The sequence below is a fragment of the Candidatus Hydrogenedentota bacterium genome (assembly GCA_035416745.1).
GTDB lineage: Bacteria > Hydrogenedentota > Hydrogenedentia > Hydrogenedentales > SLHB01 > UBA2224.
Map to the genome: position 1 here is coordinate 1 of DAOLNV010000087.1, position 22,175 is coordinate 22,175.

The 22,175-nt window shown below is 60.9% G+C and carries 16 protein-coding genes; 7 read left to right on the forward strand and 9 right to left on the reverse strand.

Translation table 11 applies throughout. The annotated features are described in order from the left end of the window. Both PLJ71_19110 and PLJ71_19115 read right to left on the reverse strand, forming a co-directional pair. Window positions 1-1,103 (reverse strand): hypothetical protein (locus tag PLJ71_19110; GenBank protein HQM50801.1); only part of this gene is annotated, 1,103 nt, incomplete at its 3' end. Between the two features lie 99 nt (window positions 1,104-1,202). Next, a complete protein-coding gene (locus PLJ71_19115; protein HQM50802.1) occupies window positions 1,203-1,808 on the reverse strand; it encodes a hypothetical protein in 606 nt (201 codons plus the stop codon). A gap of 148 nt (window positions 1,809-1,956) precedes the next feature. Between PLJ71_19115 and PLJ71_19120 the strand changes: the two genes are divergently transcribed. The 5 genes from PLJ71_19120 to PLJ71_19140 all read left to right on the forward strand — a co-directional run bounded on the left by PLJ71_19120 (window position 1,957) and on the right by PLJ71_19140 (window position 10,561). Continuing rightward, a complete protein-coding gene (locus PLJ71_19120) occupies window positions 1,957-2,538 on the forward strand; it encodes a hypothetical protein (GenBank protein HQM50803.1) in 582 nt (193 codons plus the stop codon). Between the two features lie 362 nt (window positions 2,539-2,900). Beyond that, window positions 2,901-5,723 (forward strand): PAS domain S-box protein, encoded by a 2,823-nt coding sequence (locus PLJ71_19125; protein ID HQM50804.1) that lies wholly within the window; start codon window positions 2,901-2,903, stop codon window positions 5,721-5,723. A 180-nt stretch (window positions 5,724-5,903) separates the two neighbouring features. Further along, window positions 5,904-6,521 carry a hypothetical protein gene (locus PLJ71_19130; GenBank protein ID HQM50805.1) on the forward strand — a complete coding sequence of 206 codons (618 nt, stop codon included), beginning with the start codon at window positions 5,904-5,906 and terminating at the stop codon, window positions 6,519-6,521. A gap of 277 nt (window positions 6,522-6,798) precedes the next feature. Then, window positions 6,799-7,056, forward strand: coding sequence for a hypothetical protein (locus tag PLJ71_19135; GenBank protein ID HQM50806.1), 258 nt, complete (start codon window positions 6,799-6,801; stop codon window positions 7,054-7,056). A gap of 208 nt (window positions 7,057-7,264) precedes the next feature. Further along, on the forward strand, window positions 7,265-10,561 hold the full coding sequence (locus tag PLJ71_19140) for a DUF2339 domain-containing protein (GenBank protein HQM50807.1): 3,297 nt from the start codon (window positions 7,265-7,267) through the stop codon (window positions 10,559-10,561). A 268-nt stretch (window positions 10,562-10,829) separates the two neighbouring features. Here the strand turns inward: PLJ71_19140 and PLJ71_19145 are convergent, their stop codons facing one another. From PLJ71_19145 to PLJ71_19160, 4 genes are all read right to left on the reverse strand, one after another. Beyond that, window positions 10,830-11,516, reverse strand: a complete 687-nt coding sequence (locus PLJ71_19145; protein ID HQM50808.1) for a response regulator transcription factor — start codon at window positions 11,514-11,516, stop codon at window positions 10,830-10,832. Next, the gene (locus PLJ71_19150) at window positions 11,513-13,207 is read right to left on the reverse strand and encodes a HAMP domain-containing sensor histidine kinase (GenBank protein ID HQM50809.1); all 1,695 of its coding nucleotides are present in this window, start codon (window positions 13,205-13,207) and stop codon (window positions 11,513-11,515) included. The genes PLJ71_19145 and PLJ71_19150 overlap by 4 nt, the downstream gene beginning before the upstream one ends. Window positions 13,208-13,415: 208 nt before the next feature. Further along, window positions 13,416-14,747, reverse strand: a complete 1,332-nt coding sequence (locus PLJ71_19155; GenBank protein HQM50810.1) for a VWA domain-containing protein — start codon at window positions 14,745-14,747, stop codon at window positions 13,416-13,418. Window positions 14,748-14,862: 115 nt separating this feature from the next. Beyond that, the gene (locus PLJ71_19160; protein ID HQM50811.1) at window positions 14,863-16,290 is read right to left on the reverse strand and encodes a hypothetical protein; all 1,428 of its coding nucleotides are present in this window, start codon (window positions 16,288-16,290) and stop codon (window positions 14,863-14,865) included. A 263-nt stretch (window positions 16,291-16,553) separates the two neighbouring features. On the opposite strand from PLJ71_19160, the gene PLJ71_19165 reads away from it, so the two are divergent. Further along, a complete protein-coding gene (locus PLJ71_19165; GenBank protein HQM50812.1) occupies window positions 16,554-17,552 on the forward strand; it encodes an aldo/keto reductase in 999 nt (332 codons plus the stop codon). A gap of 84 nt (window positions 17,553-17,636) precedes the next feature. On the opposite strand, the gene PLJ71_19170 is transcribed toward PLJ71_19165, so the two are convergent. Together PLJ71_19170 and PLJ71_19175 are read right to left on the reverse strand one after the other, a co-directional pair. Beyond that, entirely contained in the window at window positions 17,637-18,782 is a 1,146-nt protein-coding gene (locus PLJ71_19170) for a hypothetical protein (GenBank protein ID HQM50813.1), read from the reverse strand. A 111-nt stretch (window positions 18,783-18,893) separates the two neighbouring features. Further along, a complete protein-coding gene (locus PLJ71_19175) occupies window positions 18,894-20,228 on the reverse strand; it encodes a right-handed parallel beta-helix repeat-containing protein (protein HQM50814.1) in 1,335 nt (444 codons plus the stop codon). A 270-nt stretch (window positions 20,229-20,498) separates the two neighbouring features. Here PLJ71_19175 and PLJ71_19180 point away from each other — a divergent pair, with 270 nt between their 5' ends. After that, window positions 20,499-21,353, forward strand: coding sequence for a carboxypeptidase-like regulatory domain-containing protein (locus tag PLJ71_19180; protein ID HQM50815.1), 855 nt, complete (start codon window positions 20,499-20,501; stop codon window positions 21,351-21,353). 20 nt (window positions 21,354-21,373) lie between these two features. Here the strand turns inward: PLJ71_19180 and PLJ71_19185 are convergent, their stop codons facing one another. After that, window positions 21,374-22,111: a DUF1080 domain-containing protein gene (locus tag PLJ71_19185; GenBank protein ID HQM50816.1), complete on the reverse strand. Its 738-nt coding sequence runs from the start codon at window positions 22,109-22,111 to the stop codon at window positions 21,374-21,376. Between the last annotated feature and the right edge of the window lie 64 nt (window positions 22,112-22,175).

A 22,175-nucleotide genomic window follows, 5' to 3' on the forward strand; every position in this document is an offset into this window, starting at 1 on the left:
ACCACCACCTTTTTCATGTCCGCGTCCGCCACTTGCTTCTCACCGGAAGACAGCAGCCGGCGAACGATGATCTGGTTCTTCTGAACTTCGTAACCGATATCGGGATAAAGCCACTGCCGAATAACCAAATCCAGCACCGTCCCAATGGGTACGTCGGTAAAAACGACCGGGTTCACCGGCAGGTCTTCCAATGCCTTGTCGATCCCGATCGGCACCCCCAGCTGGCGCGACAGTGACTGCACGGCCTTCGAGAAAGGCAGGGCCCCAGCCTGAAACGGGATTGGCCCACGCGTCCCCGGCGCTGTTGGCAACACAACATTTACCCGGCGCGCCAGCAACTCCGATTGTTCAGCGGAAAGCCCTTCGCTGTTTATCAGCAGCGAGCGCTTGTTCACGTATGGATTCCGGCCGGGATGATAGAAAAAAACGTAGTCGGGCGTACTATCCACCCCGACCCCGATAGCGCGCGCGGACTTCAATATCGCCTCCAGACCGGTCCGCAACGGCACCTCCCCCACAGATAGTTCGCCGGTAACGGCCGCCGCGGCAAGGTCATCGGCAACGATTGTCTTGCCTGTCGCCTGGCTTATCCAGGCAAAGGCCATGTATAGCGGCAGATTGGCGCCAAACACGATTTCGGCGTTCACCTCGTCGTAAACCGGATCCAGTGAAGGCAGCTGTATCTGTGTAAGTGCCTCAAATCCCTGAGGATAAAGGAAGTAGTAGTGGTCCGTCTCTTGGAGGCCGCATTTGAGAAGTTCCGAAATCCGGTCCGCCATTTTCGAGGCGGAGGTCTTCCTCGTTGACAACGCCTCGATCCGAATCTCTTCCATCCCATTCATCAACACGAGGCCTTCCACACCCTCCTTTTCCAAGTCGCGCAAGAACATCCCGAGCCGAACCATCTCTTTGGTTTTCTCGCTGACGGACCCGCCGGCGGGCGCTTTGCTCTCGGCTCCGAGCCGGTCATCGCGGCGGCCGGCCCCCCTGGGCCGCGACGCAGCGTACGCCTTTCCCTCTGCTACAAAAAGACTTACAGAAATGCAGACGCCCAGAATCACGAGAAACCACCGGTTCCGGGACGTTCTAGCTGGATTGCTCATGGCTTACTCCTGTAGAAAATGGATTCGGCCTCTGTATTCATCCTAGATAGATACCAAGCAGACTACGGAAGTTCCGCGTACCTTTTGCGGCGCGGCGTGTTACGGACGGAAGACCTGCTCAATGGGACTTCGCCCGCACCGGGGACAACGCGCGCCCTCTGTACGCACGTCCTGCCGCGAATACTGGGCCACGCATGCCACGCAGCAAACCGCCCCGCAACGCGAGCACACAAGCCCGTAGTCCGGGCGCAAGTCCGGCGCGTTTTTGACGTTATCTCGTTGGGGGTCCGCGGGCCAATGGGGCGCCCGCAGCCGTTTCCGGCACTCCAGGCAATTGCTGCTTTTCGTCTGAGGCCCGTAGAGATTAACGCCAATCCAGGCCGGGGGGCTCGCATCCACGGCAAAACAATGACTGGCATTGCAGTGGGGACACACATATTCGCTCAATTTGCGGCCGACAAGTTGCGGACGCGACGCCACCACAAGACCCATCTCCGGACCGGAAAGCGGGGTCAGCTCTTCCCGGGGGACCACCAGTATCTTTTGACACTCGGTGCACTCAAACTCGAGACTGTGTCCCCTCGCCCGCGCGGCATGGGCGTCAGTATCTTCGCGGATGCGCCACGCCAGCCACACCACCACGCCTGTCCCCGCCATCGCCACAGCAGCGGTTATCGGAAGTATCCACGGGCCAAGCCACGCCACTGGTGCCTCACCTCTCTCCGTTCATGCATGCGCCTCTCAGGGCCGATGAGCGCCACGCCGCCCAAACGGCCCTCACTCGGTATCGCCACAGCATCGGGCAGGCCCCGTAGACTTGTCAAGTCCGTGCGGCCATTCTATACTTGCTGGCATGGCGATTATCTTATTGCTCATAGCCGCAACGGCCGGCGTCGAGCGGAACGACCCCAACCAGACCTACGAGTTTGTCGAAAAAGGCACGGTGCCCATCGAGAAACGGCAGATCTTCGGCCGCATTCTCGAACAGCATCCTTACGGCTATCTCGTCGAGATTGACGCACCGTGGGAGAGCCAGAAGCGCACCGTTACTTTGCGAGACGACATGCTTGAGTCCGGTCCGCTGCTCGAGACCCCGGCGATGCGCGAACGCCGTATCGAAGAGGGATGGGCCGCCCGGGGCTTTGCCAAAGTCACCACGCCTGACGGCCAGACCGCCTTTGTGGTGGCTGCCGAAGTGAAATTGGCTGAGCGTGCCCGGCGGGACGGATTGGAGGCGGAACCGCCGGAACCCGTCCGCATACCTCCCGAAGCTCTTCTCGCACTGGAACACGGGCCGCCCGCCGAAGCCCCTGCCGCCGAGGCCCCCGGCAGCGCATTTCCCTGGGCAAGACGCGCGGCTCAAGCCGTTTTGATTCTCGCAGCGCTCGTTGTGGCGTCTATCATCGCGAAGACGACTGTTTTCGCGGAAGATTAGCCTCACATTCCGGCGGCCTGCGGCATCCCCGCCAAATGTTCCCGGGGATTGTACAATCGGTCAGCTCATGGAATCAAAGCGTCGCACGATTACTGTTCCACGGCACAACGGATCGCGGCGCGAGCGAGCAACCGCGCCGAACGCAGCGAGGGCACAGGGCAATACTCAGGGGTAGCGCTGCCGGAGGCAGGGCAAACGGGTCCGTTTCCTGGCCAGGCACCCCATTCTGCCCAAAGCGGCACCGCAAATCCCGTATAAAACGCAATACCAAACAATTAATGCCTTAACTAGCTTGTGTAAATTCGGTAATAACGTGGTATACTTCGAACGTAGTAATCTGAGAACAGAGGCGGGTGGGATACATGAAAAGGCCGGAACTTCCACGCAAGCCACTGGGAACCAATAGATTAGACAGGACAAGGAGCATCTTTGTCACGTCGATTCTGTTGACTCTCGTGTTGGCGGTCAGCTATTACGTGATACGCGCGAAGTTTCCTGGTTCCGCGATTATCGACGACGTTCTGGCTTTTGCGGCGGTCTGCGCGATCGCCTTGCCCACGTCCTACACGCTGGCCCGCGTGTACAATTCCCGACGCATCACCCTGGTGGCGATAGCAGCCTCCGTCCTGATCGTCCTTCCCTCGACCCTTTCCCTGATGCACTCCACCGTTTTTGAGTCCTGGGAAAGGGCGCCGTATCTCCGCGCCTATTTTGAGTACCGCCAGGAGATCAACAACACCGCGTTGATGTGCGGGATTCTGCTTTTCTTCGTTGCCTTCTATCTCAGCATGCTGGAGACCGAGCGGCACAAGATGCGGCTCGAAGAGCAGATGCGCGATGCGCAGGGTCGCGACGAGGCATACAAGGCACTCGTTGAGAATACGCTGCAGGCATTGGTGATTTGGCGGGACCGGGTGTTCCTCTTCGTCAATTCCGTCTTCGAGGAGATGAGCGGCTACAGCGCCGAAGAAGCGTTGACGATGACGCCCGAGCAGGTGCGCGACCTGATCCACCCCGATGACCGCGAGATGGTGTGGGAACGAGGCGCCCGCCGTCTGGCCGGTCACAATGAGCCTGTACGCTATGAATTCCGCATGCTGTGCAAAGATGGTTCCGTAAAATGGCTCGAGGCGTTTACGACGCTTACCCAGTTCGGCGGCAAGCCCGCCATACAGCAGGCGGGCATAGACATCACCGAACGCAAGGCCGCCGAGAAGGCCCTGCGCGACAGCGAACAAAAGTACCGCACCATGGCCGACAACATTTCCGATGTCGTCTGGACCATGGATCTGGAGTCGCATTTCACATATGTAAGCCCTTCGGTCGAACACATTCTGGGGTATTCCGCGGAAGAAGCGCTCACCTCGGATCCCGCAAGAGTGCTCGTGCCCGGTGCTCTCGAACGCCTCGGAGATCTGATTAAGGACGCGAGAACGCGGGTGGCGGAAGGCGGAGACCCCTGGGTCACTCAGGCCCCGGAGGAATTCGATCACTATCATAAAGACGGCCGTGTGGTCACCTGTGAAATGTCCGTCATGCTCATACAAGACGACTCGGGCAAACCGACGGGGGTGATAGGCGCCACTCGCGACGTCACGGAGCGAAAGCGTGTTGAAAAGGCGCTGCGCTCAAGCGAAGAGAAGTACCGGACCCTGGCCGAGAGCATATCGGACGTGGTCTGGACAATCGGTATGGACGGACGCATCACCTACTGCAATCGGGCCGCGGAGGCCGTGCTTGGCTACCAGCCCAAAGAACTTCTCGGCATGGACATCCGCCAGTTGCTCACCGAAAAGGCTTGCGAGCGCGCCCGGCTCGGTATTCAGGACAGCGTCGACAAGAACGCCCGGGGCATCCAGGAACTGGGTGCTCCCCGCGAGTATGACCATGTGCACAAAAATGGAACGATCGTGCCTTGTGAAGTGATGAGCCGATTGCTCCTGGACAGAGATGGCAACCCCCTCGGCGTCGTCGGCGTAAGCCGAGACATCCGGGAACGCAAACGCGCCGAAACTGAAAGACGCCGTTTCGAATCACAAGTACAACAAGCGCAAAAACTTGAAAGCCTTGGGATCCTGGCTGGCGGAATCGCGCACGATTTCAACAACATACTCGTCGGCATCTTGGGGAACGCGGACCTCGCCTTGGAAGAACTTCCAGTGGGGGCGCCGGCGCGGGCCTATCTGCATCAGATTAACCTGTCTGCCAAACGCGCCGCCGACCTGGCCCGCCAAATGCTCGCGTACTCGGGCAAAGGGAAATTCGTCGTCGAAGAGATCGACCTGAACGACCTTGTTCTGGAGATGAGCCATCTCCTGGATGCTTCCATTCCCAAGAACGTGACCATGGCGTTCAATCTCGCGTCAGAGATCCCCGCCATCGAAGGCGATGCCACCCAGGTCCGCCAGGTCTTCATGAACCTAGTAATCAACGCGGCGGAGTCCATCGGTAAGCGAAAAGGCATCGTGACGGTCTCCACGCGGCTGCAAAACCTGCGTGCGGGCGAACTCGAAGACGGATACCTCGACCAGCAAGTTCCCCCGGGCCCCTATGTCTGCATCGAGGTACGGGACAACGGCTGCGGGATGAGCGAAGAAACCCGGCATCGCATTTTTGACCCGTTCTTCAGCACCAAGTTTACGGGGAGAGGCCTTGGTTTGTCTGCGGTGCTGGGGATTGTTCGCGGACACCATGGCGCAATCGAGGTGAAGAGCGCGCTTGATAAGGGGACCGCCGTCCGCGTGTTTTTCCCTGCCCTCGAGGTATCCGCCTGTTCCGTCAGGAAACGCCAGGCCGAAGCCAGCAGCCTGAATTGGCGGGGAACGGGTAAGGTGCTGGTTGTTGACGATGAAGCCACCGTGCTGATGGTGGCCCAGCGAATCCTGGAGCATCTGGGCTTCGAGGTTCTCCTGGCCGAGAACGGGCAGCAGGCGATTGAGATCTTCAAAGACAACGCGGACGCAATCAAGGTCGTCCTTCTCGACCTCACGATGCCCCATATGGGCGGTGAGGAAACCTTCGACGCCATACGGCAAATCCGGCCTGACGTACCCGTCGTGCTTTCGAGCGGGTATCCGGAAGAACGGGCGAAAGCCGGGTTCCGGGGCCAGGAGCTTGCCGGGTTTGTGCAGAAACCCTACACGGTGAACGCCCTGGCAAACGTCATTCACGCCCGGTTCAGTTAACCGAAGCGGCAGACCGCGCCCCCTGCGCACCCGGAAAACTTCGAAATTTGCGGCTGATCCTCGCCGCCGCACGCGTCTCACTGTTCGCAGGCCAATGAAGTGACCGTAACGAAAACCCCATCTGGGAGTATTTATACGGGATGGGGGTGCGTAATGTCTCGGGTTAGAGGAGAATCGCCCATGTGTTCGCGATCCGCAAGAGTCATATCCGCTAAGACCACCGGCGCCATTCTTATCTTGGTATGCGTGGCATTTCTGGCGCCCGGCTGCGGCCGGGGCATCGAAATGGGGCCCTACCCGTACAATTTCCCTGTGATACCGGGCATCCTCGCCAGCACAAGTTTTGCCGGGGATCAAGAAATCACTTCCGAGATGATGTATGACGTCTGCTTCCTTCCGAGCGAAAGCCAGATCCAAGAGTATCTGTCAGAGACGGCGCCCGTGGGCGGCGAGTTCCTCGCAGTGAGCCGTATCCAGCTTGGCTCAGCAAGACTGACCGTGCTCAGCGGCGATCCTGGCGATATCACCGAAATAGCGCTCTACTACCTGCCCGTGGATGATCCCAACGGGGAACGCCTGATTGCTTCCGCGAGTTCACCAACCGGCTTTGGCTCAACTGTTGAACTTACACAAGCCAACGGAGTCAATTTTCTCGACATTATAAGAGAAAACGACGCGAGTACCAGCGATGAGTGCCCCAGATTGCGTGTAAGAGCAAGAGCAAGCCAGATGCCCAAAGACGACATCGCTTTTACCACGGAACTCAGTATGGACATCTATGTCCGGGTTGGGCTCTGACCGGTCCACCGCCGCTTGAAATGGCGCGGTCATGCCCGGGCAGGGACGTGTGATTATCCGGTGCTCGAGCAGGCCTCAGGATACATTTGCAGGGGAGGAGACGAAGAGCGGCGGCAGAGCCCTCCTTCTTGTCAAGAGATTTCCGCGGGTATTCCTGGGTAGGCGGCATCGCATTCGTGAAGATCTTGCTAGGAAGCTCCTTCCTTCTATGATACACTTCTACCGGATAGAAGCTGTTCCGTATCGCAGACACGGAGTGCGTGAGAAGGAGATAGCCATGGCTGCAGCAAAGAATTCCCTGGAAAAGCTGCTCGAACTCGCCGGGCAGTTTGTTACGAAGCAGAAGGGGACGTGGGAACACGAGAATTGGGAAGCGCTCCTGACCAAGGCCGGCGCCTTGGGTATGCCCACGGACGACGAATCCAAGCGCAATCTCGGCAACATCCTGGAAGCGGGGAAGTACTTCTATGCGAACATGCCTCAGCCGGCTGCGAAGAAGAGTGCAGCCGCCCCCAAGAAGCCCCCAAGGAAATAGCTGATTCATTCAAGCGTGAACTGTAAGGCGGAATCCAATTACGGGTTTCGCCTTTTGTGTTGTTTTCCGGGGCCAGGCCTATTGACCGTCTTGTTCCGCCCTTGTATTCTGACTTTGCGAATGACCGGCCGTCTGCTTAAGGGAGAAAAGGCTACAGCGCAGACCGCTTTCAGCTTTCCGGAACAGACATTCGCACAAGGGAGCTGCCATGGGGGTCGTACTTGCGGGACTGCTGTTCTTTGCGGCCTTTGTAGCCGCGCTCGTGTGCGGCATCGTCGCTTTTGTCCGCACGGGCGATGTTCTTCAGCGTATCCAGCGGCTCGAGGTTGAGGTCCGGGACCTTACCAGGCGTATCAGTCTTGCGCCTGCCGAAGCAGGCCGGCCCCGGCCGGTCCACGCACCGGATACCGGGCCTCCCGAGTCCGCGGCGACTGAGCCCTCCCGCACCGAACCGTTCGAGCCAGGAATCTCCCTCGCGCAAACGCCCCCCCCTGTTCCCAAGAGCGTCCGGGAGGCACGGCCTGCCGAAGCGGCACCGCTAACAACCGAAAGATCCGCCCCTGTTGAGTTGCCGCGGGCCGTTGCCGCAGGTCCGGCACAGCCGTCAGGAGCGCCACCGTCAGAACAGCCGGCATTCCAGCTGGAGTTGCCTGAAAAGATGCGGGACCTCACCAGGAATCTGTCTTGGGAAATGCTTGCCGGCACGAAGGGACTCCTCTGGGCCGGCGTGATTACCCTTGTCGTTGGCGTCGCCTTCTTTCTCAAGTACCTTTACGACCTGGGCTACATCGACGAGCGCATCCGGCTGGCGATCGCCGCGGCAGGCGGGGCAGCGGCGCTCGCGTTCGGCGAGCGATTCCGCCGGAAGGACTGGGCGGTCATTTCCCAAGGGTTCACGGGCCTGGGGGTGGCCGTCTTCTACGTCTGCGTCTATTTTTCCTTCCAGATCTACGCACTCACGGGGCAAACCGTATCCTTTATGCTCGCGAGCTGCATAACCGCCCTGGCCGTGGCGCTGGCGGTGGTCCAGAACGCTCCGCCCATCGCCGTGCTGGCTGTTATTGGCGGCTTTCTGAGCCCCGTGTTCATCTCGACCGGCGAGAACCACCCTTACGGCCTGTTCAGCTACATCGCGTTGCTCGACCTGGTCGCGGCGGGCGTGGCATGGTTCAAGCGGTGGCGCTTTCTCGACGTCCTGTGTTTTGTCGGCACAGCGCTGCTCTACACGGGGTGGTATTTCAAATTCTTCGGCAATCCCGATGAGCCCGATATGACCCTTCCCGCCACGCTGTACGCGTCACTGTTCTATATCCTGTTCCTGGGTTCGTCGTCCGTCCATTCGCTTGTCCGGCTGGCGAAATCGCGTCCGGAAGACCTCATCGTAGCCGCGCTCAACGCGGCATTCTGGTTCTTTGGTTACTACAACGCGCTCTACGCCGGCCACAGGTACCTTCTCGGGGGCATGGTGCTCGGGCAAGCCGCTCTCGCGTTTCTCGTCTTTCTTGCCTGGCGGAAGCGCATTGCTGAAGACAACGCCGCCCATGCCGTCTTGCTGGTCGTTGCGATGGGCCTGTCGGTCCTGGCCGTGCCCATTTTGCTCGAGCTTTACGCCTATCAGATCGCGTGGGCGGTGCAAGGGGCGGTGTTCGTATACCTCGGTTACCGGTACCGCCACGACCTCGCCGTTGTCGGCGGCATTGTCGCCTGGACCCTTGGCGCTGTCGCTCTTTTCCGCACCCTGCCCCTGCATACGGAAGTGTTCATTCCCGTGTTCAACCCGGAATTTGGCTCGTGGGCCAGCGTGATCGCCGCTGGGGCAGTCATCACGCTGATCATAAGCCGCACTCCTGACGAAGGGCGGCCCGGGAAGCTTCCCATGATCGGGTTCGTGGGACTGGCAGGGTTGGCGTTGACATGCCTGCTGCTGACGTTTGAAACGGCGCTGTTCTGGAGTACGCGCGAATATGCCAACTACCAGGCCTATCAGCACAGCACCCTGGCTTTTCTGTGGGCGGTTATCCCCGTAGCGGTCATCGCGTTCTTGTGCCAGAAACGCCTGTTCAACTGGCTGATCGTGGCGATTGCCTGTTACGGCATCGCCCTTGTGTTCTGGTTTGCGGGACTTGCCCACTACAGACTCGTCGAGCCCTGGATGTTTCTGAACACCTCGTTTCTGGCGCGGCTGATGCTCGTGGGCTCTCTCGCTGCGGCGGCCGCCCTTGTTTTCCGTTTCAAAGGCGAAACCGGCAAGAACGCCCCTTTTCAGGCCTCATCCAGGCAACTCACGGGCTTGCTGGCGCTGGTCAGCTGCCTCATGGGCGCCTTCCTGTTGAGCCTCGAGGTGTGGACCTTCTGGGAACTCCGCCAATATGCGTATGGGGCTGTGTACCAGGCCGGCTCGCTGACCCTGCTCTGGGCCGCCATTCTCCTCGCAACCACGTACGTGGTCTGTCGAAAACGGCTCGAAGACTGGATTCCCCTGGTCCTGAGCGTCTGCACATTCGCCATCCTCGTATTTCTCGCACTCCTGGTTCGTTACCGCATGGCGGACATGTACCTTTTCTGGAACGTTTCGTTCGCGCTGCGGCTTCCCATGGCCGGGGCACTCGCCGCTGCCGCCTGGTTGATATACCGCGCGCGCATGAACGGACGCCTGTTCGGCGGACCGCCCTTCCCTATCTTGAAGATTGCGGCAGTGTGTGGCTTCGCGGCATACGAAGTGGGCGCTCTGCTCCTGACCTTGGACGTCTGGAGCTTCTGGGAGGTCCGGCAAGCCGTCTATCAGTACAATCACCAGTACGGCTCGCTTGTAATCCTCTGGTCGGTTATCGCGTTGGCGACGGCCGCCGTCATTTACGCGAAACGGCTGCAATCGTGGACGTTTCTCCTCGTTGCCGCGTATGCGGTGGGCATTTGCATCTTCGTGTTGTCCCTCCACAGGTATCAGGTGCCGGAGACGTACCTGGTTCTCAACACCACATATCTCGCCCGTCTCACCCTGCCCCTGTCAATATGGGCCGGAGCACATCTTCTCAGGAGAAGGGACAGCATTGCCTGGAGCGACCTCACCACCGTTGCCGGACATGTGGTCTTTGCCATATTGTCCGCGTTCGAGTTGTGGTTCTGGTCCAGGCGCACCGACCTGGTGTCGGACAAGATGGCGCTCAGTTTCATTTCGTCGGCATGGGGTTTGCAGGCGTTTTCACTCATCGCCATTGGCATGATTCTGCGGAGCCGTACCCAGCGGCTTCTTGGACTGGCCTTCTTCGCGCTAACCATCGGAAAGGTGTGGCTTGTTGATCTTTCCTCGGTGGAGCCCCTCTATCGCATCCTGTCGTTTATTGGCGTGGGTCTGTTGCTTCTGCCCGCATCGGTCCTTTACCAGCGCTTCAGCGACAAGCTGCTCGGGGAAAGCTCGAAGAAAGAAGACGGGGCTCCCACGGAGGATGCCCCTGCGGCGAATAGCGGCGAGTCGGACCATGGCAGCGGACCAACCGCCGGATAAGAGCAGGCGAAAGGGCGGTCTATTATCGGCCGCGCCTGGAAGAACGCCAGCCGGTGAGGTGACCAGGAAGAGGCTTCATGGTGTCTGTATGTCTTGTTTGTCCCACAGGCTCCTTTCCGGAAGCGACCGCACCGGCCGCCGGGCGTCTCCCCTCGGCGAGGCGAGCTCATCCCCCGCGCTTCGGGAGAGGCATGCCTGCGCAGCGGCTCCGGCGGGCATGTGAGGTGCTCGCGCCCATGATGCCGTCCCGGCTTTATGCTCGCTCTTCTTACCCTTCGTACCTGTAACCCGCGCCGTGTACGGTTCGGATCAGCCGGGGGTGTTTCGGGTCGGCTTCCAGGCGCTTTCGAAGCTGCGAGATGTGCTGGTCGAGGGTACGGCTGTTGGGCACGAAATCGAGTCCCCAACAGGCGTCGAAGAAGGCGTCGCGTGAAACCACTTCGCCTTTGTGTTCCTGCAGCAGTCTCAGAATCGCGATGTCGCGCAGGCTCAGGTCGATTGCCTCGCCGCCGCGCCGCGCCCGCAATTCGGCAGGGTACACGGTCACGTCGCCAAACAAGAATGGACTTTGGGAGCCGTTAGCGGGCCCTCGGGCCATGCAACGTCTTGTGACGGCGCGAATGCGGGCGACCACCTCTCGCACGCCAAAGGGCTTCATGATGAAGTCGTCGGCGCCCAGCTCGAGGCCCAGGACCCGATCGATCTCCTCGGATTTCGCGCTGATGAAAATGATCGGTACGGTTTCGTTGCGCTTTCGGATGGCCCGGCACACCTCGTAGCCATCTTTCCCGGGCATCATGATGTCGAGGCAAACGAAATCCGGCGTCTCGCGTTCGAACAGCTCGAGTGTTTCGACGCCATCTCGCGCGGTGATCGTGCGATAGCCTTCGTCCTCGAGGATCTCGCGAAGCCCCTCGCGGATATTGTCATCGTCTTCGGCTATGAGCACTCTCATGTTGTCTCCTTCGAGTCCCCACGGGGCGCGTGAAACGAGAAGGTGAAACAGGCGCCCGTCCGCGAATCGTCGAGCGTCAGGTCGCCTCCGTGGAGCCGCGCGAGGTCGCGCGCAATGGCAAGGCCGATACCCGTGCCCGCCACGCCGTCCGTGAGGCGGTTACTCACCCGGTAGAAGGGCTCAAAAACTCGCCGCCGCTCCCTTGACGGAATCCCGGGACCGTCATCCCTCACGGATACGCTGACCCGGTCGCCATCCTGTCGGCTGATGATGCGCACGAATTTGCCCGAAGACGCATATTTCTCGACGTTGCTCAGGAGGTTTCCGAGCACTTGCTCGACGGCGTCGGGATCGAACTCGGCCTCGTGCGGCGCGTCGGGTTCGAAGACAACCTCCATCCCCTTCGCGCGCAGCGGGGCCGCGCAATGGTCGATCGTGTTCCGCAGGACCTTGTCCACCACGCCCGGACTGCGCCGCAGCCGCAAGGCGCTCCGCTGTTTGCGGCTGAACGTGAGGACGTTTCCGATGAGGCGGCTGAGACGCTGGCTTTCGGAGGTAATCACCCCGAGGCGTTTGCGCGTGCGGTCGTCTGTGTCCTCCAGCTCGTCCTCGAGCATCTCGGCATACATCCGGATATTCGTCAAGGGGGTCTTGAGCTCGTGAGAGACCTGGTTCACGAAGCTGATGCGCTGCTCCGCTTCGCGCATTTCGCGGGCGTTCTCACGATAGAAGTAGTACGCCAGGGCCACGACCGCCATGGCAAGCACCACGGCCGCTGAAAAGACGTTGAAGAACACGCTCCGCCCGGCTTCGGGCAACGCCATCCGCGCCGAGGCGTAGTAATCGAGCCGCCACGAGCTCAGGGGCGGGCTGAGTGCCAAGGAGGCCTGCGGTTCTTCCGTGTCCGCTGGCTCGTATTGTCCCCACTGGTACATGGGTTCGCCCTGTGCGCCGCGCAAGACAATCCGGCCGTCGGAAAGCGTGGGATTGCGCGGGTCGGTGTCCGGCAGGGCGTTGATGATCTCGCTGAGCATCCTGCCGCGATTCAGCTCAGCCCCGGCAATCTGGCCGTTGGCGTCCCGCCACCAGTAAATCAGGTTGACGCCGTTGCCCCAGAACCACACATGCCAGCCGTATTCATCGGAGACCGGCGCGCTTTTGGAGATGCTGCCTTGATACACATTGCCGCCTCTCGAGCCCATGGACTGGGAGGCCGCCTGGAGCGCCTGCTGCGGCGATTCCTGCTGTGTCATCTGCCGCTGCGCGGGCCCCGGCGCCTGTCCTTCCTCGCCGGTGGGCGGAATCGTGTGATCGAGCCAGATGTCGCGCGTGCGCTCAAGGAAGGCGCGTTCGCCATCCGTGAGGGGCGCATCCGGCGCGGGATACGCCGGGGCGCCGGTCTCGTTGAGCACAAACAGCTGGGAGACCATGGGCAGGCTGGCGCTCAATTGACGCAACTCTTCGGGCGAACGGTTTGAGAGGCCCTGCAATTGCAGGAGCTCCCGGCCTTGTTTGGCCAACACTTCCTGGATCTCGGCGTCCACGTCGCGCAACCGGCTGACCAGAATCTCCTGCACACGGAGTTCCAGCACTTGGCGCTCATTCCGTGCCATGCGCGCGCCAAGCCAGACCACAAGGGCCAGCGGCAGCGCAACGATCAACACCAATATGACGATCAGCCGTGGTTTCAAAGCCGTGCCGCTCCGACTCCGGGGCATGCGCGGCGCCATGGATACGTGCTCTTCCGTGACGCCGCGTTATTGCGCGGATTCCTGACCACGGTACCCCGAATGAGGCCCCCGCCGCAATCCACAGGGCTGGCAGGCCAGCGACTGCGCGTGGCGTCATGACAAGAACCTCGGGTACCAGGGGAGGCCATGTTCACTCCATCGACTATTGCTATTCGGCCTGCTGCTGCATCACCTGATACTGGTTCATGCGCATAATCTTGCGCTGGCGGCCCCACGTGCCGGGGTCGAGGTTCTGTGCGTCTTGCTCGTTCATGGCCGCCTGGTCCTTGAGCTTATCGCTGTGCAACTGTATGGCGTTTGTCGAGAGGAATTCCGAGTTGCTCATCAGCGCCGCGCGCGCATCTTCGATCTTGCCTTCGTCGCGCAGGCGCAATGCCCAGCGGTTCTTCTCGAGAGCGATCTGTTCGACCGCCGACGCCATGATTTCCTTGTTGAGCGACTTCAGCGCCTGGTCCGGTTCGGCCGTTAGACGCACCGCCACCTGTTTGTGGATCCGGTCGCGGGATTCGGTCCTCATGTTGGCGTAGGTCACGTCGACCGTCGCGATAGGACTGGAAGACGCTCGCAATACGTCTTCTCCAGCGTACGCGGGCAGCTCGACCTCGACCAGCACATACTTCATCTGGCCGCCATACAGTTGATTGAGGCGGGCGGTTGCACGCTGGCCGGCAATATCGACCTCGCGGCCGAGTCCGCGAACCGGCCGCACGTGTTCGTCAAAATCGATAGCGACCGCGACATCCTGGGCCACTACCGCCAGCACGTCTCCGAATTCGGCGTCAAAAACGCCGGCAAGCTCGGTCGGGGTCTCGGCGAACATGTGGTTGCCGTCGCTGTACATGGCCAATTGCGTCATCAAGTCCTCGTTGTATCCCAATCCGAGGCCGATGGTCGTCACGCTGATGCCTTCGCATCCGAGAGACCTGCCCAGCTCCGCCAAGTCCGACGGCGCGCTCGGCCCCACGTTGGCCAGACCGTCCGAGAGCAAGATCACGCGGTTCACACGGTTCTTGGAAATGAACTTGCGGACCTCGTTGGCGCCGCGGCTTACCCCCGCGAACAAAGCGGTGCTGCCTCCAGCCTCGATGGAACGTACGGCCTCGAGGACCGATTCCTTACTGCTGAGCTTCGTCGCCGGCACCAGGACGTTTACCGTCGTGTCGTATACTACCACCGACACGATATCGTCTTTGCGCAGGCGCTGGATTGCCATGATGGCGGCTTCCTTGGCATGGTGGATCTTCTCACCGCTCATGGACCCGGACTTGTCGAGGACGATGGCCACATTGACCGGCGTCCGCTCCGCTTCCTCGACGTCGAAACCGGTCATCGCGACCCGCAGGTAAGCAGTCTGCTTCTCGCCGGCGAGGATAACGGACTGGTTCATCGCCGCATCCACGGCCACCTGTTGCGCCGGCGCCGCAAGGGTTGCGAACACCAGAAACAGGCCTATCCCGTACAACGCGTTTTGTGTCTTCATCACGGGCTCCTTTCCGACTATCGGTGTCTGTCTATTCCGGACTGTAGCCCAAAACGCGTGACGAGTGGTCACGCATATGCAAAGCACTTGTAAAAAGAATGTAAAACGCGCTGAACTAATTTCTCTTTGGCCGTGTATCGAGCGCCTCCTGAATCTCGGTTCCGGTGAGTTCGCGGATACGGATGTTGCGGATGGCGCCCGTCGTGCGCCACGTGGCAATGCCCAAGGGCACCGATGGCTCGACTTCCCAGCGGATGTCGATGTCGCGCCCCTCGGTATTGACGTCGACCAGTCTTTCATCGTCTATCCATGCCTGGATGCGCCCCTCCGTCACCCGCAGGCGCACGGCGTACCACTCGCCTTTGTTGAATTCGCGGTACCGGGTGGTTTCGTTATTGGCGGCGTCGTTGTAATCGAGGCACGAAATGCCGCATGTCGTGCCGCCCCAGCCGCCCAGGATCAGCGAGCAGGGGTCGTCGTTGACGGGAAACGTCAGTCCGCAGAAGAAATCATCGCCCGCGATGCGCATGGCGCCGAGCGTGATTTCGTAATTCATTTTTGGGAACGGCCCTACGCGAGTAATGCCGCTCATGTCGTTGCCCATCTCGAGGAGGACGGTGTCGCCCTCGACATACACCGCTCCCGTGCGGTCGAAGTCGGAGATACGCCAGTCGCGCCAGCTCTCCGGCAGCCCCGCCGGAGGCTTGCAGGCGCCATCAAGAGTGTTGGTGAGGATGAAATTGGCGATCGCAAGCGGGTCTTCGAGACCGTTTTCGGGGGCGTCGCCGGGCTTCATGATCACAGTCAGGTAATACCCTTTCTCGCTCACGTAGACCTTCTGGAACGCGCCGGTCTGGTCCTTGTACGGCCGCTCGGCATCGTCGTGTTTGCTCAGATGAAGGAGCGGCGTCTTCTCTTTGGCGAGGGGAGCAGTCATGTCGATGGGGTTGCGTTTGGATTGCAGGGCTTCGTCTTCAGACTTGAATCCCTGGGCTTGCATGAACGCCTGCCACTTGTCCGGTTGCGCGGGCGTTGTGCCTGTGCCCGCCAGCCAGGCCTTGAAATCGACCACCGGGCAGTCCGCCACGATGCACGCCACCTTTTGCACGTTTTCCGACGCCCAGAGGTGCACCTGAAGCCCGCCGGCACCGAACCCTTTCAACGCCACCTTCTCGTGCAGGCCGTATTGGCCGGTCATCGCCGCGTACACAGCGTCCCAGACCTTGAGCGCCGAGGGGCTGCCATAGGGGTCGGGAAGTTCGGCAACCACCACATGGAAACCGTGTTCCAGCAACATGGCCTCGACGCCGCCTGCCTCGCCCGCGTCGAGCAGGAGCCACGGTTTCTGGGCATGGGGCGTCCTGGGCACGTAGACCCGCACCGCATGCCCGTCCAGCGCGAACGAATACAGAGTGTGAGCGCGCCACTGCGCCGCCTCGCCGGGCCAGTCCGCGGCGCATGCCGGGTCTGCCGTGACGGCCAACGCGGCCGCCGCCAGAATGACTACCCCAAACCCTTTGAAGCTGCGTGTGACACCTCTCACGGGACTATCCTCCTCTGACACCGGAACAAACACGGGCAACCACCGAAGTTCGCCGGTATTGTACGCGATCGGCCTGTCAAATGTCGGTAGCGCAATTGCGCTGGGGAGACGGCGCGGGAGCGGGACGGCGTGGCGGCAACCTTTAACCGTGAGATGGCCGGGACGGCGCACTGCGCCGGGAATTCAACCGCGGCCCCCTGGAATGCCGGGCGCCGAATCTGAGACACTATCTCCATCGAGAATGAACTACGGGGAATCCGCCGATGGAATGCCGCAGGCTCGGAAACAGCGATTTGAACGTATCGGTATATGCGTTTGGCGCGTGGCAGCTGGGCGACACCGCGTACTGGGGTGAGGAGGCCGAAACGGACGCCGAGGCGGTAGTGCAAACCGCCATCGACGCGGGCGTTAACCTGTTCGATACCGCGGAAGGGTACGGCGCGGGGAGGTCGGAGGAAGTGCTCGGCGGGGCACTGGGAGCCCGCCGGAACGACGTATACATCGCCAGCAAGGTCTCGCCCGAGAATTGCGTGCCCCCAACGAGGTTGCGCGCGGCTTGCGAGGCCAGCCTGAAGCGGCTGGGGACCAGCACCATCGATCTCTACCAGGTCCACTGGCCCTGCGAGCCCTCTCGTTTCGACGATGCCGCGGCGGAGATGATGCGACTGAAAGACCAGGGGAAAATCCGCGCCATCGGCGTCTCGAATTTCGGCTCGCGGCACTTGGATGCATGGGTCCGGACAGGCGAGTGCGATTCGAATCAACTCGGTTACAACCTGCTCTTCCGGGCCATCGAGTACGATATCGTCCCCGCGTGCCGGAAGCGTGGCGTCGGGATACTGGCCTATATGCCGGTCATGCAGGGGATCCTGGCGGGAAGGTGGAACGCTATCGAGGAGATCCCTGAAGCCCGCCGCCGCACGCGCCATTTCTCGAAGAAACGTCCCGGCACGCGCCACGGCCAGCCCGGCTGCGAGGAGCTTCTGATGCAGACGCTCAAGGACCTCGACGCACTGTGCAAACAAATCGGGCAACCCATGGCGCGGGTGGCCATTGCCTGGCTGATGCGCCAGGCGGGAGTGGCGTCGGTGCTCGTGGGCGGCCGCACGAAATCGCAGCTGGAACGCAACCTCAGCGCGGCCGGCCTCGCCTTGGGCGATGACGTGCTCGAGCGTCTGAACACGATCACCGAGCCGCTCAAACAACGCCTGGGAACAAACCCCGATATGTGGTGCGGGGAAACGGAGAGGCGGATCTACTGAGGTGAGAATCGGTTGAGGCTCGGGACGGGCCCGGCTGGTCCGTCTTCGGCGGCCTCGCGGGGCCAGTCCCATCCGTTTGCTTTCTTATGTCGAGCGTCCTTTTTCCTCGCCGCTTCGCTGCCTGGCGCGGCGTGCACGGATGCGGCGAACAATCACGATCGGCACAAGCACGACGACAACGCCCACAAGCAACAACAACCCAGTCACGAATGCAGCGCCCCCGCCTTTACCGCGCGAACCGGCCCAGTACCGGGCGTATCGCAGGTTGTCTTCGAAGAACCTGTACAGCTCCCAGCCGGTTCGTTCGAGAGGCGTCGTGACAGGCAAACCCTCGGGAAACTTCAGGACCAGCGCCTCTTCCGCAACCGGCGCGTTAATGTCCGACCATTCGATGGTGTACTCGGTGGCACAATTCCAGCCGCGCTCGCCCGTCCGCTCGTTGGTGTACGAATAGCCGTACAGGCATGAACTGGGCAGCCAGAGACCGCCGTTCTCGACAAGCTGCACGTTCTCCACGTGCGCGAATTCCCCCTTTTCGAAGACAGCGTCTCCCGGAACCCCCACGCGATACTCGAGCGACGTAATCGCGCCGTCTTTCGCCAAGTCGAGGGAGACAACATACCCTGTTTCAACCTCGACATCGGCGCTCATGCGCGGCTCGGAGTGCCAGATGCGCAGCACAGACTCGGAATCGGAAGGCAGAACCTGCCACGGCGGTATCCCGCCGGGAAGATCCTGCAGGTAACGTGACAGCCCCGCGCCCCGGTAGAACGCCGGTACGAGCGATAAACACGAAACGCCGCACACGCTTTGAAAGAAATACTCTTGCATCTCCCCGTACACGGTCCCACTCTGCGGTTTCAGAGGCATGGTTTCCGACGAACGGTCCCAATAGCACAACGACCGATACTCTTTGCCGTCCAGCGCACAATCGTAGGTCGAAAGAAGGTACCCGGATGAGCCGGTTACGCGCCTGGACCAGTTGTCCGTGTAGCGGAATTTCACCCGCAGGAGGTCCATACGTGAAACAATTCCTTCGCTCCGGCTCCAACGGTGTGTAGGGCTGCCAACTTCACCCTCGGGCGTGATGTTCATCTCCACCCCCTGCTGCTTGAAGGACGCGCTGCGCACCTTCGCCTCCTGCTCACGGATGAGCGCGAGGGCCTCGTCGCGGGTGGGTAGAAAAGACGCGGTCTGGAGAGAGGCAAGCAGAAGGATGGCTACGGGCATAGGACTATCTCCACGCTCTGGCGCGGGCGGACGGTCACATAGGACCATACACGTTTTATGGGCTTTGCAGGCCGTCTCCCTCGCCTATATGACCGTGTCACGAAGGATCGATCACTCCGCCGCGGTATCATTGCCCTCGACAACGCACGTCTCCCGCGACGATTCCGCGATGCTCACGGGCTCGCCTTCGGCGGCGCCTCGGAGTGAATTGCCGCGCACGATGCAATCCCGCACGTTCTCGGTGATCATGACGGCTGCCGTCTGGTGGCCGGAGGCATAGAACAGGTTCTCGGTAACGCGGATGTCGCGGGTCTGGGTCGCGTATTCGTCCCGATCGTCGATGCGGATCTCGCAGTCGCGGTCCGCATCGTCTTTACGGCCGTTTTCGCGGAAAATGTTGTTGACAACGACGATGCCCGCTACGTCCGGCGCCCAGAGGCCTTCGCGGCCGCTGTGTTCGACAACGTTGCCGATGAGCGTGCAGAAGGTGCTGTCGCGTTCGATGGTCACGCCGCGCGAACCGTTTTCGGTGATGAGATTGTCCGACGCGAGCACGTAGCTGCACCCCTCGAGGAAATAGCCGCCCATCTGGCTGCGCGTGACCCGGTTGTTGACGAAACGCCCGCGGTGGGCGTGGTAGAAATGCGTGCCGTCGGACTGGGAACCGTCGAGATCGCACCCTTCGACGACCCATTTCGCGGCGTGGTACAGTGTGATGTTGCCCTGGTCTTCACGGCTGCTGCCTTTCGCGGGCCCCGCTGCTTGCGCAAGATAATCGCCGTAATAATTGCAGCAGTTGCGTGTGGCGACGTCACGAATCCAAATCTCTTCGACGGGATGTTCCGCGTCCGTGCCGAAAATACCGACGCCGTTGCTGGAGAGGTCCTCGAAGCGCATATGAGCGATGTGGATGTTGCGGCATTGGCCGTACAGGCGGACTCCCGCGATGTTCGTGCCGGGGTCCCAGCTCTCGCGTTTGCCGGCGACTGTCCCTCCCTCAAAGCGGACATTCATCACGCCGTCGCCCCGGAAAGCCTGACCGTCTTCCTTGAGATCCTCCGTGAACACGAATCGCGCGCCATCCATGATCAGAGTCGTGTTGGAATGAATCCGCAGCCCGGCGGCGTTGTCGAGCCGGTAGGTCATGGGCGGAAAAACCACCGTACCGCCGGTTTCCCCCGCAGTATCGAGAGCCTGCTGGAGTTGAAGCATATAGCTCTGCGAACCGTCGACAACAAAACCCTCGGGCAGGAGCGCGGCCACGTTGACCTGGCACGAACTCGCACCATCCCCCGGCTTCTGCTCTCCCAGAGCAGGCCGGGCGCCGAGCGCCATGGCAAATATGCACAGTCCCGCCCATATAACTCCGGCCGCCGGCCACCCTGTCCGCCGCAATATGCCGCTATCGGACAAGGCTTTGTGTTCACTCACGTAAAAAGGGCTCATCACGCCGTCTCCTCAATACCCTGATCACCTCAGAGAATAGTGCGCGGAACCGTTGCAAGCAAACGGCCGTGTCCCGTTACCTTACGGGACCGGGGCCTCCCCGGTTATTCCGCCGCCGGCAGGCCTGTCCCCTGGAGAGACCATGCGCTTTTCTTACCTTGATCACTGGATTCACTCAAATCCGGCTTCTCAGGACTCGAACGAGGAACTCGTGGAGCCTCGCGGGCATCATCTTCTATAATAACGGCAACCGGAATTCTCGGAGGAAGCATGAAACGGATCATAGTAGCGGGGGTCTGTCTGGCAGCTCTGGCCGCCTGCAATCGAAGCCTCATTTCGGGGAAGGTGGTCAATATCAAGGGAGAAGCCCTTCCGGGCGTAGCGGTGCAGGTTGAGGGCGCTCGGTACCAGGCGCTCACCGATGGGTTGGGGCAATACCGGATACCTTACGTTCCCGGCGAAGTCGTCCTGCACTTCATGAAGACCGGTTATACGCCAGGCACCTTGGTGCTGTCCGCCAGTTCTCCCCGGGAAATCGAAGCCCAGGCAGTCTCTTTGTGGGAATTGCCCCTTGATAAGGGCGTTTACCTCTACGAAGACTACCGGTACCGCGAAACCACCAAGGTCGCCCCGGAGCAGTTCCTCTCGAAGGAGCGGCGCGCGGTCTACGCCACCCGGCGATGGCCCGAGGTCGAGACCATGGCGACGACGCCCCTGCTCCTGTGTTACAAGATGCCCGACTGGGATGTGCGCTTCTGCCGCATGGAGATGAAGGAGCTGTACGTTCCCCTTCCCGGGGGCGGTCTGGAAGAAGCCCAGGTATTGGCCCAGATCAAGACCATCCCCGTTCGGCTGCTTGCCATCGACCAACCCGACCGGCTCTTGTATCAACTCGAGCTGTCCGAACCCTTGAAACCCGGTACCTACGCGGTTCATTGGGGGGCGCTGGACGGAGCCACCGAGAACGACCCCCGCATCTTCATGTTCAGCGTTGTGGACTACACCCTCACCGCCCCATCGGAAAAACCCGCGGAAGGCCAAGAAAAAGAGGCGGCGCAGAAGTCTGAACCCGTCGAGACCCCGCCATCACAAGAGTCCAACGAGAACATTCCCGACGTGGACTAGCCTTCGCGTAAGGCGGCTCCCTATTTCTTCAGAATCTTGATTCGCAGATCCTTGAACTGGATCTTCATCGGCGGGCCGGGATGCATCTGCAGCGCAATGAACCCTTTGGCGCGCGACATCTTCGCATCGTTGTCGACCACCTCGCACATGAGTTTCCCGTTGATGCGCAGCGCGAGCTTGGGCCCTTCGGCCGTGATCTCGTAATCGTTCCACTCTTCAGGCTTGATGACTTTCTGGAGCTCCTCAGGGGACGCGAATTGCTCCTCCTGGCGCTGCCCGTCCGCCGCAATCACCGCGCGATACCCGCGCATCACTACACCGTTCCGGTCGTGCTGGAACAGACACCCGCTCCATTGGGCGCCCGCTTCCATATCCGCCTGATAACCCCACACGTCGTATTCCGGACGCCGCTCGCTGCGGAACTGCACCCCCGAGTTGCCGCCAACGAGGCGGTACTTGAACCGCATCACGAAATCCGCCGGCTGCGCCGGTTTCCAAAACACATAATGAGGTTTGACGCACGGCTTCTCCGGCGTGCTCTGCGACGTAATCGCGCCGTCCTCGACCCACCACCCGTCTGGTTTGCCGTCCCAGCCCGTGAGGTCTTTTCCGTTAAACATCGGGATGAAGCCATCCTTGTCCGGTTCCGGCAACGCGGCGCCCGCGTTATCTTCCACCGCGGCTCCCTCGCCCGCAAACGCCAGAAGGGCCGCCGAACAATACACCAGCAACGCTATCGCTGTTTTTCCCCTGGTCATCGTGCTTCTCCTGTGTCCGTTTCGCGTGTATTCTATCCCTTCCGAGCGCGGAAATTACACCTGC

Coding starts and splice junctions, on each gene's coding strand:
- PLJ71_19120 (HQM50803.1), top strand. CDS start 1,957: ATGGCGATTATCTTATTGCTCATAGCCGCAACGGCCGGCGTCGAGCGG.
- PLJ71_19125 (HQM50804.1), top strand. CDS start 2,901: ATGAAAAGGCCGGAACTTCCACGCAAGCCACTGGGAACCAATAGATTA.
- PLJ71_19130 (HQM50805.1), top strand. CDS start 5,904: ATGTGTTCGCGATCCGCAAGAGTCATATCCGCTAAGACCACCGGCGCC.
- PLJ71_19135 (HQM50806.1), top strand. CDS start 6,799: ATGGCTGCAGCAAAGAATTCCCTGGAAAAGCTGCTCGAACTCGCCGGG.
- PLJ71_19140 (HQM50807.1), top strand. CDS start 7,265: ATGGGGGTCGTACTTGCGGGACTGCTGTTCTTTGCGGCCTTTGTAGCC.
- PLJ71_19145 (HQM50808.1), bottom strand. CDS start 11,516: ATGAGAGTGCTCATAGCCGAAGACGATGACAATATCCGCGAGGGGCTT.
- PLJ71_19155 (HQM50810.1), bottom strand. CDS start 14,747: ATGAAGACACAAAACGCGTTGTACGGGATAGGCCTGTTTCTGGTGTTC.
- PLJ71_19165 (HQM50812.1), top strand. CDS start 16,554: ATGGAATGCCGCAGGCTCGGAAACAGCGATTTGAACGTATCGGTATAT.
- PLJ71_19170 (HQM50813.1), bottom strand. CDS start 18,782: ATGCCCGTAGCCATCCTTCTGCTTGCCTCTCTCCAGACCGCGTCTTTT.
- PLJ71_19175 (HQM50814.1), bottom strand. CDS start 20,228: ATGAGCCCTTTTTACGTGAGTGAACACAAAGCCTTGTCCGATAGCGGC.
- PLJ71_19180 (HQM50815.1), top strand. CDS start 20,499: ATGAAACGGATCATAGTAGCGGGGGTCTGTCTGGCAGCTCTGGCCGCC.
- PLJ71_19185 (HQM50816.1), bottom strand. CDS start 22,111: ATGACCAGGGGAAAAACAGCGATAGCGTTGCTGGTGTATTGTTCGGCG.